This is a genomic window from Mesorhizobium sp. M1342 (genome assembly GCF_040317955.1).
Lineage (GTDB): Bacteria > Pseudomonadota > Alphaproteobacteria > Rhizobiales > Rhizobiaceae > Mesorhizobium.
Genome location: NZ_JAMYLI010000016.1, coordinates 141,128 through 158,255, shown reverse-complemented (window position 1 = coordinate 158,255; position 17,128 = coordinate 141,128). Strand labels below are relative to the sequence as shown.

At 62.8% G+C, this 17,128-nt stretch carries 12 protein-coding genes; 1 reads left to right on the top strand and 11 read right to left on the bottom strand.

Annotation, left to right across the window (positions count from 1 at the left end; genetic code table 11):
- On the bottom strand, positions 1-1,947 hold a 1,947-nt coding region (locus NKH06_RS18445), incomplete at its 3' end, for an Ig-like domain-containing protein (protein ID WP_352722591.1).
- Positions 1,948-2,271: 324 nt separating this feature from the next.
- Here NKH06_RS18445 and NKH06_RS18440 point away from each other — a divergent pair.
- Positions 2,272-3,204, top strand: a complete 933-nt coding sequence (locus NKH06_RS18440) for a transglutaminase-like cysteine peptidase (protein ID WP_352441935.1) — start codon at positions 2,272-2,274, stop codon at positions 3,202-3,204.
- Positions 3,205-3,227: 23 nt separating this feature from the next.
- Here the strand turns inward: NKH06_RS18440 and NKH06_RS18435 are convergent, their stop codons facing one another.
- The 10 genes from NKH06_RS18435 to NKH06_RS18390 all read right to left on the bottom strand — a co-directional run bounded on the left by NKH06_RS18435 (position 3,228) and on the right by NKH06_RS18390 (position 16,947).
- Positions 3,228-3,866, bottom strand: a complete 639-nt coding sequence (locus NKH06_RS18435) for a ribbon-helix-helix domain-containing protein (RefSeq protein ID WP_128304952.1) — start codon at positions 3,864-3,866, stop codon at positions 3,228-3,230.
- The gene (locus NKH06_RS18430) at positions 3,856-5,145 is read right to left on the bottom strand and encodes an HlyD family type I secretion periplasmic adaptor subunit (protein ID WP_352441934.1); all 1,290 of its coding nucleotides are present in this window, start codon (positions 5,143-5,145) and stop codon (positions 3,856-3,858) included. Before NKH06_RS18430 ends, NKH06_RS18435 begins: the two co-directional genes overlap by 11 nt.
- 42 nt (positions 5,146-5,187) lie before the next feature.
- Entirely contained in the window at positions 5,188-7,320 is a 2,133-nt protein-coding gene (locus tag NKH06_RS18425) for a type I secretion system permease/ATPase (protein ID WP_023809953.1), read from the bottom strand.
- Positions 7,321-7,359: 39 nt separating this feature from the next.
- Positions 7,360-8,808 carry a TolC family protein gene (locus NKH06_RS18420; protein ID WP_128304949.1) on the bottom strand — a complete coding sequence of 483 codons (1,449 nt, stop codon included), beginning with the start codon at positions 8,806-8,808 and terminating at the stop codon, positions 7,360-7,362.
- A 419-nt stretch (positions 8,809-9,227) separates the two neighbouring features.
- Positions 9,228-9,791, bottom strand: a complete 564-nt coding sequence (locus tag NKH06_RS18415) for an invasion associated locus B family protein (RefSeq protein ID WP_196815310.1) — start codon at positions 9,789-9,791, stop codon at positions 9,228-9,230.
- Complete coding sequence (locus tag NKH06_RS18410; protein ID WP_023809956.1) at positions 9,761-10,222, bottom strand: DUF4189 domain-containing protein; 462 nt, start codon at positions 10,220-10,222, stop codon at positions 9,761-9,763. The genes NKH06_RS18415 and NKH06_RS18410 overlap by 31 nt, the downstream gene beginning before the upstream one ends.
- Before the next feature lie 38 nt (positions 10,223-10,260).
- Positions 10,261-10,929, bottom strand: a complete 669-nt coding sequence (locus NKH06_RS18405; RefSeq protein WP_023809957.1) for a hypothetical protein — start codon at positions 10,927-10,929, stop codon at positions 10,261-10,263.
- Between the two features lie 13 nt (positions 10,930-10,942).
- A complete protein-coding gene (locus NKH06_RS18400; protein WP_023809958.1) occupies positions 10,943-11,500 on the bottom strand; it encodes an invasion associated locus B family protein in 558 nt (185 codons plus the stop codon).
- Between the two features lie 7 nt (positions 11,501-11,507).
- Positions 11,508-16,118, bottom strand: a complete 4,611-nt coding sequence (locus tag NKH06_RS18395; protein ID WP_502896764.1) for a YadA-like family protein — start codon at positions 16,116-16,118, stop codon at positions 11,508-11,510.
- Positions 16,119-16,431: 313 nt separating this feature from the next.
- Positions 16,432-16,947, bottom strand: coding sequence for a helix-turn-helix domain-containing protein (locus NKH06_RS18390; RefSeq protein ID WP_352866544.1), 516 nt, complete (start codon positions 16,945-16,947; stop codon positions 16,432-16,434).
- Between the last annotated feature and the right edge of the window lie 181 nt (positions 16,948-17,128).

The following is a 17,128-nucleotide window of genomic DNA, read 5'->3' as shown; positions in this document are numbered from 1 at the left end:
CGTGCCGTCCGTCAGCACGTTGCCGCTCACGATGCCGCCCTCGACAACGCTGTTGGTGTCGGCATGTGCCGTCGGAATGTCGTCGATAATTTTCACGGAGAGCGTGGCGTTGGCGCTCTGCAGATCCTGGTCGGTCAGCGTGACGGTGAAGTTCTCGAAGAGGTTGTTGGTGCCCTGGATGGGGTCATGCCCCTCGTTGTCGAGCAGTGTGTAGGTGTAGCTCACCTCACCGGTGGCGGCATTGTAGCCTGTCACCGTCAGCGTGTTGCCGAGCGTCGTCGTGAACGAGCCGCCCGTGAACACGCCATCGGTGATGAAGGCGTTGCCGTCGATCGCCAGCGAGTGGATGCCGTCGGGCGAGGAGACGGTGAAGGTGCCGGCGCCGGCCTCGGCCGTGCTTGCCGGATCGGACCCAGGCCCGCCCGGCGTGCCGATATTCAACGCCGCCTCGTTGACGACGACGTCGCCGCCGGTGGCCTCCGGCGTCAGGTCGGTGATCACAGGCGTCGAGTTGCCGATCGAAATCGTCAGCGTGGTATGCGAGGTGTCGCCGTCGCCATCCTTGATCGTGTAGGTGAACACGTCGTTGACGCCGCCGGGCGTGCCGGCAGCGCGCACATAGCTGTAGGAGCCGTCCGCCAGCAGTGTCAGCGTGCCGTAGCTGCCCTGGATCGGCGCGTTCAGCGTGGCCGCATTGTCGACATCGGTATTGGTGTTGCCGGCCTGCACGCCAACCACAGTCGCGCCATCGGCGCCCTTGGTGTCGGCAACGCCGTCCGTCGCGTTGGCGTCGCCGGCATCGGTTCCGCCAGCCAGTACATTGCCTGTCGCCGGGCCGAACTGGCCGGCCGCGATGCTGTCGGTGTCGGCGTGCGCCGTTGGCACATCGTCGACGATGGCGACGGCGAAGGTGGTGCTGGCAGTATCGCCGTCGACATCCGTGACAGTGATGGTGAAATTCTCAGGAACCGTGTCGGTGCTAGGATCATAGCCGGGTGTCTGATCCGTATGGGAAACCGATTCGGTCACCGTATAATTGTATTCGATGGCACCGGTGCTCGGATTGAAGGAGACGATCGTCAGGTAACCGTACTGCCCTGGGATGTGCTGATCGACGCCGGTGACGGTGACACCGTTGATGACGATCGAGCCAATTCCATCCGGCGCGTCGATGCTGATCGTTCCAGTGCTGGACGTTTCTTTGTCGGTCGGCGCTTCGCTACCCGGAGTTTGCGCCCCACCGCCATCGAGGCCAGTTTCACTAGCCGCTTCGGTCGGGGCAAGCAGTGACGTGGCCGTCACTGAAACCTGCCTGTCGACGATCGAGGGAAACAGCTCGCGCCGCTCCAGAAGCCCGAACTGCAGAGCCGTCGGGGGCAACAGGGCCGACAGGTCGAACCCGTCGCCGATGCCGCCGGGGGGAACCGAGAAATCTCCGCCTGCGCTTGAATTCGAACCGCCCGGGCCGGCCGACATGGAGCCGTCGGCGCCGAAGGCGACATCGACATGGCTGGCTTCGAGTGCCGCCAGCAAAGCAACGCGCGGCACCTCGACGTCGCCGATGATGAAGGTCGGCACGTTCAGGGCGCCATCCTTGACCACGATTACCGAGCCGTCGGCCTGTTCGAGCAGAAGGTTTTGGCCATCGACCTTGATGTTGTCGATGGAGGCGTTGGCGGGAAGCCTCACCACATGGCTGGCGTCGGCTACGTATTCGTGCGGCGCAGCTGCCGGCGGTGCCTTTGCTTCCGCGGGGGCTTCTGGCTTGACAGGCGCTCCGCCGCCGACATCGACCGGCACCGGTTCGGACGCTGCCGGCGCGGGCTGCGTCGAATTTGCCTGTGCGACCCGGATCTCCGCCGGCGACGCCTGATCGGCGTGTTCATTGGACGCGGAATGCTCGTTCAAGGAAGCCGAAAAGCTGTCCAACTCGATATTGTTCGTCATGGCTGAAACCCCTCCGATATTTACCGGATAGAGACAGCGGCCACTTCTACTTTGCAACTGCCCCCTAATCTATTTCATATATTATGATATGCATTGCCCGGCATTTTTTACACGTGGTAAACCGCAACAATATAACCTGATATATGTTGGTTTCTGGAGGTCTGGTTGACGGATGACTAGTCGGCATCTTTTTGGTGAACCAAAGTATAAATTTGAATAAAATTTTAGACAAACTGGATAAAGACAGTTGCTGGATATTTATCCACCTTCCTTTCCAATAATTTGAGACAAGATTGGTAGCGTCCACAGTCAAAGGTGGGCGTTATGAAAAAGCAAAAAACAGTTCCGGGAAAAACCCGGCTCCAGATGCTCCTGCTGGCAATCGGGCTTGTCGGCCTGGCGGGGCCGTCATTCGCGAGCGATATCGCCGCATCCGGCTGGCCTCAGGAGAAGGTCCAGACGCCGCCCTGTCTCGGCGGTGTTTCGCTGGCGAGGCCCCAGCCCAGGCAGCCTGCGGGCGCTTACCGGATCGGTCAGGTCATCAGCAGCTATGGCCCGGCAGATGCTGACCGCGGGGATGGCTCGTCAACGGCGCGAGATGACGCCGGGATAGATCCGGTGCAGACCGCGTCGATCATTCCGGGGGTCTTCGGATCGGTTGCCTTGTCCATGCGCAATTTTCCCGTCGCGGCGCGCTGGGCGCCCGTGTACCGGGCAATCACCGCTTGTTCGGCGGGCAGCCCCTGCGAGCGCAAGAGCACAGCTTTTGCCGGCATGGTCGCCGCCGCTCAAGGCAAGGGATTCAGCGAGAAGCTGTCCTTCGTCAACAGCAGCGTAAATCGCCTGATCGCCTACAGGAAAGATAGCGTCGTCTACGGCAAGCTCGACTATTGGGCGAAGCCTTCGGAGATTCTCGAGCGGCGAGCCGGCGATTGCGAGGATTTCGCCATTCTCAAGATGACGGCCCTGCTGAGGGCCGGCATCCCGACGCAGAGCATGGCGCTTGTCGTCCTCCAGGATCGCAAGCGAGGCTTCTTTCACGCAGTGCTGTCGGTGAGCACAGGCAGCGGCACCTTCATTCTCGACAGCCTCAGCAACACTGTGGTGCGTGACAGCGATCTCCCGGATTATGTTCCGCTTTATTCGTTCAGCACGGACCGGGCCTGGATCCACGGTTCAAGACCGGGCGGAGCCCAGATGGCTGACATCAAAGGCGGTTTCGCAACCGTCGCACCTGGCGAAGGTTTTCAGCCATAAGTTCTCGTTGGATTGGTGGTGATTCAACCGCCGAAGACGAACGCCATCAGCAGCTCTGGCTCGAGCACCGGAGCCCGCACCGCATTCAATTGCCCCCGGTAACGACGGTCACCCGCACCGATGACAAAGCCGGTGGCCACCGGCGATTCGCCATTGGCATCGAGCCGCGCGAAGATGTCGGCTACGTTGAGGTCCAATGCCAGCTTGAGATCGTGCCGTGCGTCATCGCTTGGGGCTATCGGCAATTGACGTTTGACCAGTTGCTGGAACGGCGCGTTGAACGACAGGATCTTCTTCGACGATGCCAGGGCAAAGGCCGGGGACGGGCAAGCGACGAGTATGGCGTTGATGGTGTTGATCGATGCAAGCCTTCGCAAGGTCAGGTTTTCATCCGCCAATCCACGCATGCAGGCCACCCGGATCGCGGATGTCAAATTGCCTGTCTGTGCCTGGCTTTCGGCGATCTCGTCGATGAGCATGCCGATCGTGCATTTCCTGCGTTCGGCCATCTGCTTCAGCGACAACCAGAATGCCCGCTCCAAGCGGATGCCGCGTCTTATGCCGCCACGCGCCACGACCCGAAATTCAAGCCCGAAATCCTCGGCCGCGACTGGCGGAAGCAGTCGCTCGCCATCAGGATGAGGGCTGGCGCTACCGCTCACTCATCGCCTCCTCGCGCGCCTTGTTGATCGGCTTCAGGAGGTAGTGCAGGATCGTCTTGCGCCCGGTCTTGATGTCGACCGAGCAGATCATGCCGGGAATGATCGAATAGGCCTTGCCGTCTCTTTGAAGGGTCGATTTGTCCGTCGCCACGCGCACCTGATAGTAGGGTTCCCCCGTTTTCTGATCGACCAGGCTGTCGGCTGTGATGTTGGAGACCTTGCCCTCGATGCCGCCGAAGATCGAGAAATCATAGGCGGTGACCTTGATAAGGGCCTCCTGGTCGGGACGGATGAACGCGACATCCCGTGGCGAGACCCGTGCCTCCACCAGCAACGTCTCGGAGGTCGGCACGATGCCGGCGACGACGGCGCCAGGCTGGACGAAAGCGCCGACCGTGTTGAGCTCCAGCGTGTTGACGATGCCATCCACGGGAGACCGGATGTCGGTGCGCGCGACCTTGTCGGTGGCCCCCCTTATGGTTTCATCCACTACCGAAAGTTCCGCCAGCGCCTGGGTAAGGTCGTCCAACGCCTCCTGCTGCAGTTGCAAGCCGAGTTCCTCGACCTGCAGCTGGGCTTCCGTGATCGACGATTTGATCTTCTTTATTGTTTCGCCGGCCAGGTTCAGCTGGCCGTTGAGCTCGGTCTGTTCGCGCTCTACCCGGAGCTGCTCGGTCCTTGCCATCAGGCCTTTCTTGACCATCGCGTCGACCAGTTTTGCCTCCTGGTCGCTGACGACCAGGTTCTTGGTCAGACGGTCGGAATTGGCCACCGCCTCGGCCAGTTCCCTCTCGCGCTGATCGAGGCGTGACTTGAGCACGGACAGCTTGTTGTCGAAGTTCCCGCGCCGGGCAATGAGCAGCTTCTGTTCATTGTCGCAAATCTGCGGAGCGACCGACTGAATGTCCGGCGGGCACGGAAATGGGCCTGAGAGATTGCCGGCCTGTTCGTATTTCAGCCTTGCTATGCGCACTTCCAGCGCGCGCGCCTTGGCCTGCTGCTCGCCAAGGCTGGATGTGTTGAGCGTGTTGTCCAGGCGGATGATGAGATCGTTCTTCTTGACGATCTGGCCAATCGTGACTGCGATTTCCTGAACGACGCCGGCCTCGCTCGCCTGAATGATCTGGGTCTTGGAAGCGGGTATGACCTTGCCATCGCCGCGTGCGATCTCATCGACCTCGGCAAAGGACGCCCAAGCGACAAAAACGACGAAGAGCGCTCCGATGATGAATATGGACGCCGACGCAAACAGCGGCGGTCGATCTTCCCTGGCAAGCATTTCCCACGCCCCAACGCATTGGATGCAGCAATAATTGTTTTGTCAGGCGCTTGTTTTCTGCAACGCCTGTATGACTTGGTCCTTCGGTCCGTCGGCAACGATCTTGCCCCGTTCGATAACGATCAGGCGGTCGGCCAGCTCAAGCATGCTGAACCGATGTGTGGAGACGATCAGCGTCGTGTCGCGGTCGAAAGCGACTTTGAGCTGCTTGATCAACTGGCGTTCCGAGGCAAGATCCATCGAGCCCGACGGCTCATCCAGAAAGACGATTTTCGGTTTGGTCAAAAGCAGGCGTGCGATCGCCACGGTCTGCCTCTGGCCGCCGGAAAGATTGGTGCCGCGCTCGCCGACATTCATGTCGTAGCCGCGCGGGTGGCGTGAAACGAAATCGTCGACGCCGGCCGCCTTTGCAGCTTCGATGATCTGTTCGTCTGTAGCCTCGGGGCATGCCATCAGGAGGTTTTCCTTGATGGTGCCCGAGAACAGGTCGCCGGCCTGCGCAACGATGCCGACCGCGGCGCGAACCTCGGACGGGTGATACTGGCGAATGTCGATCCCATCCAGCAGCAACTCACCGGAAGTCGGCAGGAAGAGCCGGCCGATCAGCCGCCCCATCGTCGTCTTTCCCGATCCTATGCGGCCGATGATGCCGATCCGCTCCCCTGGCTTCACCGAGAAATTCAGGCCGGTCAGAACCTCGTTCTCCGAGCCGGGATAGACGAACCCGACGTTCCTGAACACCATCGCCCCCTTGCGAATGGGGCGGTTGACGAAACCCACCGTGTCAGGTCGGTCTTCCGGTTGAGCCATGATCGAATTCACCATTCTCAGCGAGAGCATGGCCTGGCGAAACCGGGACAACGTTATGGCGATCTGGCCGAGCGGCGCCACGGCCCTGCTCGCCAGCATCACCGTTCCTATGATTGCTCCTGTCGAAACATGCCCTTCCGAGAAGGCATAGGCGCCGGCCACGACCAGGGCGACGGTCACCAGCTGTTGTATGGACTGGGTGATGTTGCCCGCCGCCGCCGAAAGCTGCTTGATCTTCTCGGACGTGTTGGCGGCGTTCTTGGAGTGCTCCCCCCATTTTCGCAGCAGATACGCCTCGGCGCGCAGCGACTTGATCGTCTCCAGCGTCGAGATGGATTCGACCAGCAGTGCCTGGCGCTGCGATGCTTCGTTCATCGAGGCGGCGACGCGCTTGCCGATGCGGCGCTGGGTGACCAGGCCGACGATGACGGACATCACGAAGGCCAGCGCCGGTATGATCACCAGCCAGCCGCCAATTGCATAGATCACAAGGAGAAAGACGAAGACGAATGCCGTGTCGATGAACACGCTTATGGTGTTGGAGGTGAAGAACTCCCTGACGAATTCATATTGCGTGACCCTGTTTGCGTATTCACCGGTCGAACCGGGGCGCGCCGACAGCGACGAGTTCAGCACTTTCTCGAACAGCAGATAGGATATTCGGAGATCCGCCTTGCGCCCGGCATAGTCGATGAGGGAAGCCCTGGCCGTCTTCAAAAGCAGGTCGAACAGGATGACCGCACCGATGCCGAGAGCCAGCACCCACAGTGTCGATATTGCCTTGTTCGGCAGGATCCTGTCGTAGACGTTCATGGTGAAGATCGGCGAGGCTATGGCCAGCAGATTGATGAACACCGCCGCCAGGACGACTTTCGAATAGGTGCGCCAGAAAGCGCCCATCGTCCCCGTGAGCCAATGTCTCCGCTCGATCCTGGCCGCCGAGCCGACCGACATGGTCTCGGCGGCATTGGCGTAGGTGATCGAGAAGGAAGCGCCGCCGCTGATGTAGCTGGCGGCCAGTTCCGATCGGCCGATCGCGGTGCGGCCGTCTTCCTGGGGCGCGGTGATATACGCATCGTCTTCGCCTAGAGCGAGCAGGGCAACGGGCAATTGGCTGACGCGAAAGACGATTGCGGGCAGATCGATACGCCCCCTGAGAAAATCCCGGTGGTTGAACTCGGTGACTTCCAGGCCGATGCGTTCGGCAAGGTGCCTGATGTCGTCGACCGCAATTCGCGTGTCCGAGAGCGGCACGCCGGCAAACAGCACGGTCTCCGCGCTCGGCCTGCCGAGATATCCGGCAACGGCTGAGAAACAGGCCTTGAACGCCTCCTTGGGGGAGAGGATGTTGGGTTGCTGGTTCACGATCTGCCCGTCAGGACGCTCGCTGGACCTTGCGTCGTCTTATTTCTTCCTCACCGGAGCGAGGATGTCGAAAGGCAGGTCGCTCTTCTGCTCCGACGGCGTCCGCGCATAGGTCTCGGTGTCCGCGGTTTCCGGTGCTGCGAACTCGGTGCGTGCATAGGCTGTCGCCTGCTTTGCCGGCTGAAGGTTCATCGTTTTCAGCAACTGTCCGGTCGCGGCCAGAAGCCGGTACTGGGCAAACAGCGATGCGTAGGACGCGGTATCCGCCAGCGTTGCCGTGTTGAACCGCGTATTCTGCGCGTCGAGCACGTCGAGCAGCGAGCGCTGTCCAACCTTGAACTGCTCGCGATAGGAAGCGACCAGCTTCTCATTGGCGGCGGCTTGCTGCCTCAGGGTCTTCGCCAGATCGGCTTGTCGGAAACGACGATCCCACGACGTGCGAACGGCTTCCTCGATTTCGCGCTGCACCTGATGCAGCGCCAGACGCTGTTCGCTGGTGCGGCGGATCTGCTCCTGCTCGTTGGCCTTGTCGATACCACCGCGGTAGAGATTCCACCGCAGGACCACGCGTGCCTGCAGGTCGCTGGTGTCGCCATCGTCGCCGTCAATGTCAGTTCCCGCCCGGGCGCGACCTTCAGCGATGATGGAGGGGCCGAATTTAGCCCGTGCGGCATCCACGAGGGAAGCCGCCGCGTCGATGTCGCTGTTGGCCATGTGCACGCGCGGATTGCTTTCGCGCGCCAACCCTATTGCCTCGTCAAGCGATCGCGGGAGCGCAGCCGAGACATCGCCCGGCCTCGATGGGCTGGTCAGTGGCTTTCCGACGGTCTTGAAGAAGCGGATCTTGGCCGCTTCCAGTTCCTCGGTCGCCTCCTGCATGCGCGCCTTGGCGGCAAACAGCCGTTCCTCGGCCTGCTGCCGGTCGGCCTCGTTCAGCGCGCCGCCCGAAATGCCTTGCCGGATGTCGCCGAGAATTCCCTGGTGGAAGCCGAGATTTTTCTTCGCTTCGACAACGATCGAAGCCTGCAGCATGTATTCCAGATAGTCCTGGACAACGGACAGCCCGATGAATTCGGACCGTTCCAGCACCCGGAACGAAGCGCCATCGACGCGCGATGCCTGACGGTTCAATTCGGCCCGCCTTGCGCCGCTGTCATAAAGCGTCTGCGAAACGGTAAGATCCGTTTCAGCCGGATAGAGCGCGTCGTCTTCGATGGAAAGGGAGCGCCGGGATGAATTGTCGAGCCGGCGAACGCCGGCCGATGCCTCGACATCGACACTGGGAAGATAAAGGCCCTTGGCCTGCCGCAACTCGAACTCGATTGCTTCGCGATTTTCGATCGCCTGTCCAATCTCGGGATTGGATTCCACCGCGACAGCCATCGCCTCCTTGAGCGTAAGCGCATGAGCACTCCCGCAGGTCAGCATGGTGGCCGCCATCAAAAGACCAAGGCGCCTGCCTATGGTCGACATGTTTGTCGTATTCATCAATCCCACCCTAACGTTTCCCCAGCGTCCTTTTCAGAGCGCTAACCAAGCCAAGGCCTGCCCGTCGGTGGATTATTCACAAATTCACGAAATATGTGAGCGATTATTGATTTAGAGGTCGCTAAATAGCCTTTTTGGGCAACAAGGCTGCGAGATGTAGCAAAAATAGCACATAACGTCGGCTCGCTCCGGTTGTATCCGGACGCCGCACTCTGCGGGATAGCCCGAAAAACGGCAGGTCAGTGGGCCGATATGGCCAGAATCATGCCATGTGGGTATGGCGGCTGTTGATGACCCAACCTGAAGTTGAGCCATTTTCAGGTACGCCCTCTCGGCAGCCGCCCCAAAATACTCCGTCGCGGCGGCCGGCGTGCGCGTCATGTCGCTGATTGCGGCCAAAAGCTGGGTCAGCGCGCACCCTAATTTGCGCTCAACGCCACCATGCGGTCGAGCGCCGCGGTCAGGCCGCGAAGCGAGACCGGGAAGCTCAGCGGGGTCTCGGCGTCCGTCGTCACATTGAGCTTCAGCACCGAGCCTCCCCTCAGCTTTCCGAGCGTCGGCCGATCGACGGTAAAGACCGAGACGCAACCCGTCGGCAGGCAGGTCCTGAAGCGCTGCGGGGACAGTGGCGGCTGATCGTCGATCTGCAGCGTCACGCCCGGGTCGAGCAGGATGCCGAAGGGCAGAAGCAGGGTAGCCGTCGTCGAGCCGTCCGGGCGTGCCGCGATCTCCACGGCAAGAAGCCTCTGCCCGTTCTGCTGGACCTGATCTTGCGCGAGCGAGCACACTCTCGCCTTCTCTCGAACCGAGCAGGTCACACTCCAATCCTGATAGACTTCACGCAGCGATGAGGGTCCATCCGGGACAGCCGCCACCTGTTGCTGGGCAGACACCGGCGACATCAACGAGAATAGAATTGCCCCACATGCGGAGACGGCCTTCGGGCCAGGCTTCATGTGCAGACCCACTCGCGGATCTTGCATTTCTCTCCCGCCGCCTCGCAGGCCTGCAAAGCGAGATCCTCCGCTTCGCGACGGGTCTCGGCCGAGTTCACGCCCCAGGGCGTGAAACGGTTCTCCACCTTGTCTGCCACGGCGAGTGCACCGCAGTGCTTGTAGGGAAAGCCGGTCTCGTCGTCATCATTCCAATGGCGGTGGTTGCGGAAGACGGTGACGACGTTGCAGGCCTTTCCGCCCGCGTTCTCGCAATATTTCTGTGCGATGTCCTTCGCTTCCTGCCGCTTGTCGGCGCCCCAGAAGAAGCCGTATTTGCTATCGGCCTGCGAATAGGCAATGGCCGCCCAGATGCCTTTTTCCTCCTGTTGCGGTTCCGATGGGGCCACAAGGTCGGCCGAGACGACTTGTCCGCTCCACAACAGGGTCAAGCCCAAAACTGCCAAAGCCTGCAATCTCATGGTCGGCATCCTTTCCTTAACCTCAATCGCTTCGCGTCCTACTTCGCCGCCGAAGCGAGGGAGATCACCACACAGCTTTTGCCCGTCGGCAGGAGAAGCGCTTCACCGGCATTGCCGCCGAGCTCGTAGACCTCGACCTGCCCGAGATGGTCGGTAATCTTGCTGCCCTGCGGCAGGATGGATGCGATGTCGGCGCACGGGCTGGCGAATGGCGCCACCCGCACCATCGCCCCTTCGCAACCCGTGGCGGTGGGCGATGCGAAGACGATGCCGGCGGCCGGTCCGCTATAGCGTTCCGACGCATAATCCATGCCGACAAAGGCCTGGATGGCGTGCTTGTCGGCGGCCTGGTCGTTCCACAGGGATTTGACGCTGTATTTCGTGCCGTTCGTCAGAATCTGTCCGAGCGCCGGATAGACGGTCGAGCAGGCCTGCACTCCGGCCTGCTTGACATGCTCGAGGAAGGGCGTGTCCGGAAGCACGGGGGCCGCCGCAGTTTCTGCGGGTGCGGCCGTCGCGCCGCCGACCAGATTGGCGATGGCGGCATAGTTCCCTGCGGCGAAGCCAAGGCCCGCCACGACCAATCCCAGAAGTGAATATCCGGCCACGCGTGGCCAGCGCCGCCTTGGGGACTCGGCCCGCCTCTGCCGATCCGCCTCGACGGTCGCAGTGCGTTTCGCGGACGTGAACTGGTCCTGCTGGCTCATGGTGATGCCCCGGTTATTTGAGTGGTGAAAGGGCCTCTGACAGCCCCTTGAGCGTTGCGGTCACGGTGATCGTCTGACCGTCGACCGTCGAATAGGAGATCGCCGGTGTCGCATTCTGCGAGATCTGTCGGCGCATGACGGGGCCTACCGGCAACATGCCGACGCAGACCATTTCGTTGCAGCCGTTCAGGTGCACGTCGATCGGCTGCTTCTGTCCATCGAACTTCAGTGACACCAGGCCATCGCTCCTGGCGTTCGGAGCGGTGCGCAGGATCATATACGGCTTGCCGTCCTGGGTGGCGGCGAGCGACCAGCTGAAAGCCATCTTGCCTGATGCGTCCTCGATGATCTGCGAGACGTTGCAGACCTTCTTGCGAGCCTTGAGGTTCTCGTCGCAGATCAGCGTCCAGTTATCGAATGGGCGGATGGTGCGCTGATAGTCTCCGAGCTTGACCTCGGGCGGCACCACTACGTCCGATGGCTTGATCCTGTAGGTCGACGCGACCTGCCCGGCGGACGGCACGAGGCCGCCGCAGAGCGCCAGGCAGGTCAGGGCAACAAGTCCTTTCATTCCTGCCTCAGTTCAAGGTGAAGCTGATGCCGGCGCCGACACCGACATGCCCACCCGCGGCCGTGCCCGACAGATTGCCCCGGATGCGGCCGTCTTCACTGGTGTAACCAGCGCCGAAGGCGAACGCGCCTGCGTCCCGCCACAAGCCGCCACCCGCCGCGACGCTCAGCTTTCCGGGCCGGTCGTCATAGCGCAGCGAGGCGGCCGCAAGGCCTATCGCGGCCGCCTGCCGCGCCTCGTCGCGGATGCCGCTGATGTCCGAATTGAGCTGGCTGAGCTTCTGGTCGGTATAGTCGTTGGCCTGCTGCAAGGTCGTGACCGCCACCTTGTCGGTGTAGTCGTTGGACGTATCGATAGCGTAGGCCACGCGGTTGTCCGTATAGCTCTTGCCCGCGGTCAGGCCCTGGTTCATCTGGTCGACGTTGACCGCATCGGTCCCTTTGACGCCGGGGCCGACATTGGAGATGACGACCGGCGCGTTGACGTCGCCACCTTGCAGCGTGATGGTGTTCGTCTTGTTGCCGCCCTGGGTGTCATAGGTCACCGCGTTCTGGGTAAGGTTTCCGACGCCGGCTTTCAGATCCTCGATCGCCGTGTTGGTGGCGTAGAGCTGCGAGCCGTTGATCGCATCGGTGCTGCCGGCATCGACGCGGCCGGCGGCGACATTGGTGATCGTCCGCTCGGCGCCGGCGTCGCCGACGCTGACGGTTCCGGTCGGCGTCGTCCCGGCATAAGTGTAGGTCTTGCCGTTGATGACGGTGCTGGAGGTCCCGACGGCGGTCTGTGTCACCGAACCGGAACCGAGCGCCACATCGTTGGCGTTGTTGGCCTTGGCGCCTTGGCCGAGCGCGACGGCGCCCTGCCCGGTGGCCGTCGAGCCATGTCCCGCAGCCAGGCTGTCGGTGCCGCTCGCCACACTCTCCGGCCCGATCGCCACGGCGTTGGTGCCGCCGGCGATGCTGTCGGCCAGCGTCGAGTTGGCGTGGAAATATTTGATGCCGCCGCCATTGCTGATGCTGGTCAGCGCATTGTCGACGGCCGTGAAGCCGTCATAGACGGTGGAATAATTGTTGCCCTGGATGGTGTAGGTCGGGCCGGTGATGGAGCCGTCGGGATTGACGGTCGTGCCGCCGCCGAACAGGTTGCTGACGTTTTGCGTCACGCCGCGCAATTGCGAGACGTTGACGCCGTCGGTATCGGCCGAGCCCGCCGCGACGTTGGTGAGCTTGCGTTCGGCCCCGGCGGCGCCGATCGACACCTCGCCGACCGAGGTCTGCGAACCGGCGAGCGCAAAGGCCGTGTAGCCGGCCTGCGCGCCGACGCTGGTGATGGACTGCGCGCCGAGCGCAACGCTGTTGATGAAGGTGCTCTGGGCGCCGGCGCCGAGCGCCACCGACTGGATGCCGGACGCCAGCGAATTGGTGCCGAGCGCCAGGCCGTCGGCCAGCATCACGTGGGCGCCTTGGCCGATCGCTGTGCCGCCGGGTGCATCCTGCTCGACAGTGGCGCCATTGCCGATGCCGATGCCGTTGTCGCCGTTGACGACCGTCGTCGGGCCGACCGCGACCGATTCCGCGCCGACCGCCAGCGAGTCGCCCGCCGCCGAATTGGCATGGAAGTATTTCGTCGACGTCACCGAGACGGAGGCGATGGCGCCCTGCAGCTGCCGAAGCGTTACCGCATCCTGAGATTGCGTGCCGTCGGCCACATTGGTGATCTGCCGATACGAGGTAGCGTCGCCGACCGAAACGGCGCCGAGCAGCGTCTTGTCGGTCGTGTTGTACTGGATGAAGTTGGCTGGGCCGGCGGGCAGTTGCCCGGTAAGCGGAGCGATCGCGCGATCGGAGACCGAACCCGAGCCAAGCGCCACGCCGCCGTCGATGCTGACATTGCTGTCGCGGCCGAGCGCCAGTGCGCTGACGCCGGTGGCGGTCGCCTGGTAGCCGACGGCGGTGGAGCCGACGCCTTGTGCGAAGGAATCGGTTTGCGCCAAGCCTGCCTCGTTGGTGCGGGCGTAGCGGATGCCCACACCATTGGCGTCGGTATAGGCGGTCGACGTGTCGCCGGCGATGTTGTTGATCGTGTTGCCGAGATCGGTCACGCCACTGCCGATATTGGCGATATCGGTCGTATTCTGCGTGACCTGCTGGTTGGTGGCGAAGAGCTGCGAACCATTGACCGCATCGGTCGAACCGCCGTTCAACTGCCCGGCCGCGACATTCTGGATCTGGCGTTCGGCGCCCGCCGAGCCGACCGAGAAGGCACCGGCCGGTGTGGCGCCGGCAAAGGTGTAGTTGACGCCGCCGATCGTTGTGCCACCGACGGCGGTCGTTGCGCCCGATGTCGAATTCAGGCCGATCGCCACGTCGCCGTCATTGTTGGCCACGGCGTTCGGGCCGACCGCGACGGAATCCGTTCCGAGAGCCTGTGAATCCGCCAGGGTCGAGTTGGCGTGGAAATACTTGATGCCGCCGCCGACATTGATGTTGCTGAGCGTGACGCCAATGGCGTCGACGGCCTGGTTGGTGGCGAAGAGCTGAGAGCCGTTGATCGCATCGGTCGAGAGCGCGCTGACGCGCCCCGCCGCCAGGTTGGTGAGCGTGCGTTCCGCACCGACCGCGCCGATGCTGACGGTCGAGAGCGGGTTGGTGCCCTGGAAGGCGTAGGTCGTGCCGTTGACCACGCCGCTCGCCGTGCCGACGGCCGTGGTGGTCACCGAGCCGGAGCCGAGCGCCACGTCGCCGGAGCTCGCCGCCGCTGTCGCGCCATTACCCAGCGCGACATTGCCGGCGAGGCCGGCCGCACCCGCGGTCGAGCCGTTGCCCAGTGCCACCGAGCCCTGCCCGATGGCCTTGTTGTTGTTGCCGATGGCGACGGCGCCGTTGGCCGTATTGGCCGCGGTGGCGCTCGCCGTGCCGTCACTGTTGGCGATGTTGTTGGCGCCACCGGTGAAGGCGCCGGTGCCGCTGGCATAGCTCGGATCGCCTATGGCGACCGCGCCGTCGCCATAGGCAACGTTGCCGTAGCCGATCGCGACCGCCTTGCCGCCATCGGCGGTCGCGCCCGTGCCGATGGCGACGGAGTCGGCGGAGATAGCGCCGGCGGCGGTACCGATGGCAATCGCATTGACGTCTTGTGCCACAGCGCCCGCTCCAACTGCTGTCGAGCTCGCCGCTGTCGCGATGGATGTCGTGCCTATGGCAATGGAGTCGTCGCCTCCCGCAGTGGACGAACGGCCACCGGCGAACGCACGGGCACCGGTGGCCTTGGATGTGGAACCGAGCGAAGTGGCGTACACTCCGCTGGCCGTGGCGCCCAATCCCAGCGCACTGGCATTTGCGGCGGTCGCCGCGGCGTTGTTACCCAAAGCCGTGGTGGAGACGTCCGTGGCCTGGGCTCCAGAGCCCGCCGCGACCGAGCCTACTCCGCTCGATACGGCCGAATTGCCCAGGGCCAGCGCGAATTGGCCCGAAGCCGTGGCGACGTTGCCGAACGCTGCCGAGTTTATCGCCGATGCATTTGCCTGGGGACCAACGGCTGCGGCATTGGTGCCGGCGGCCTGGGCCTGGAAGCCCACGGCTGCCGAACTGGCGCCGCCAGCCGACGTACCTATGCCGAGCGCGGTGCTGCCGACGCCGCCGGCGTTGGCACTGACGCCGGCTGCGAGAGAATTGTCTCCTATCGCATTTGCACCCGTCCCGAATGAGGAGGCGTTTATGCCGCTGGCAGCGGACGCGTTGCCGACCGCGGTGCTGGCAGAGCCGCTCGCAATCGAGGTCGCGCCCATCGCTATGGCGGACGTTCCCGTTGCCTTGCTCGCGCGCCCGATCGCAGTGGAGTCAACCTGAGACGCCGTCACATCCGTACCGATGGCGATGGCACTCTGGGCCAGCGCTCCGGTTCCGGCGCCAGTACGCGAGCCGAGATAGACGGCATTTATCGCGGTTGCGGTCGACTGGAAGCCGACAGCGATGGCATTCTGGCTGTTTGCAATGGTGTTGGTACCTTGGGCAACGGTGTCCAGTCCCGACGAGACCGCCTGGCTCCCGATCGCGATGGCGCGCGTCCCGGTGGCCTGGGACCCCCAGCCTCCCGCGAACGATATGTTGCCGCTGGCCAGGGAGCTGACGCCGACTGCGGTGGAGTTGCCACCCGAAGCAACGGAGAAGGTGCCGAGCGCGCTGGCGCCGGCACCGGTGGCATTGGCGTTGACGCCGATCGCTACCGTATTGATGTTGTTCGAGACCGTGGCGGAGCCCAGTGCTATCGCGCCGCCGGTACCGGTAGCCGATGCTGTGCGACCGATAGCGATCCCGTATTGCGCCGACGAATTGGCCTGGAAGCCGAGCGCTATGGCCCAGTTAAGGCTGGCGGTTGAGCCGTTTCCGATCGCCACGGCCTCGGGAGCGGTCGCCGACCCGCCGCCGGCCTGATATTGTGCCTGCGCGGGCGTGGCGAGGCCGAGCGCGGCGATCGCCGCCAGGCCACCGATGATGCTGGCCGGGCTGACGGATGAGGCCAGCGCCGAACGCACACTGCCGCCGACGCCCAATGTTCCCAGTCCCATGTTCTTGCGGCCGAGGCCCAGCACCCGATGCGCCATGCGCAGCACCGCCATCAAGCGGCGGCGCGTCGAGCGTGAGCCATGATCGGCCCCCGCGATCCAGTGCCCGGCGAAATGCGCCGCGCGACGCTGAACAAGAAGCGAGCCGTTCGAAATGTGATTGTCGGTCATGGTTCCCTCTCCGCTGGCCGGCACGAAATGTCTGACAATTCCGCTCCACCGCAGGAAGACATGATTCCTGCCCACGGTATTTCACGAAATTGCTGCCTTGTGAGAAAAGAGCGTAGCAAACCTACAGAGGTTAACGGCTTGTTACCTTAGCCAATGCTTTAAAACCAAGAAACCAAGCAATGAAATAAGCGTCGCCTCACCTAACCTTGGCGTTAAGCTTTCCCACCCGTGCCTGCAACGGCGTCCTCTGCCGGTATTTCTTCATCACGGTGGTAAAATGACTCTGACTTGAAAACCCGCTCGAGTGGGCGATATCCGCGATCGTCATGCGGCTGTCCGCAAGCAGTCTTTCAGCGAAATCCAGCCGCAGGTCGAGGACGTACTGGTGCGGCGGCATTCCGAACGTCATCGAGAAAGCCCGCACAAAATGATAGGGGGAAAGCCCGCAAACCGCGGCCATATCAGCCAGCGCCAGCTTGCGCGTAAAGTTCTCGTCCAGGAATTGCTGCACGCGGCGCGCGGCGCGGACGGAAAGCCCGCCTTTCGCGTTGAGCGTCGGCTGTCGCGAGTTGGTTCCGGAAACCGGTCCGGGGAAACCATCATCGCCCGGCATTTTTCGGCCTCCCGATACGTCCCAGATGAGGTTCAACCCAAGGCTTCCTTCCATGTTCCCCTGAAAAACAATTCGTGATTGATCGAAGCTGACCGGCATCGCCACTCATCGGATCGTTCCGGCCGGACGGCGAACAATGCGCGGACTGCATGACATTCCAGAGGACTCCTGCGGAGCTTGGGGCAGATTTGCAGCGGGACGTATTTTGAAAAACTCAGCAAGCCTTGTAGAAAATTCCGGTCTTGCGTCGCGGGCGAGCAGGCGTTGCCATTTTGCCATG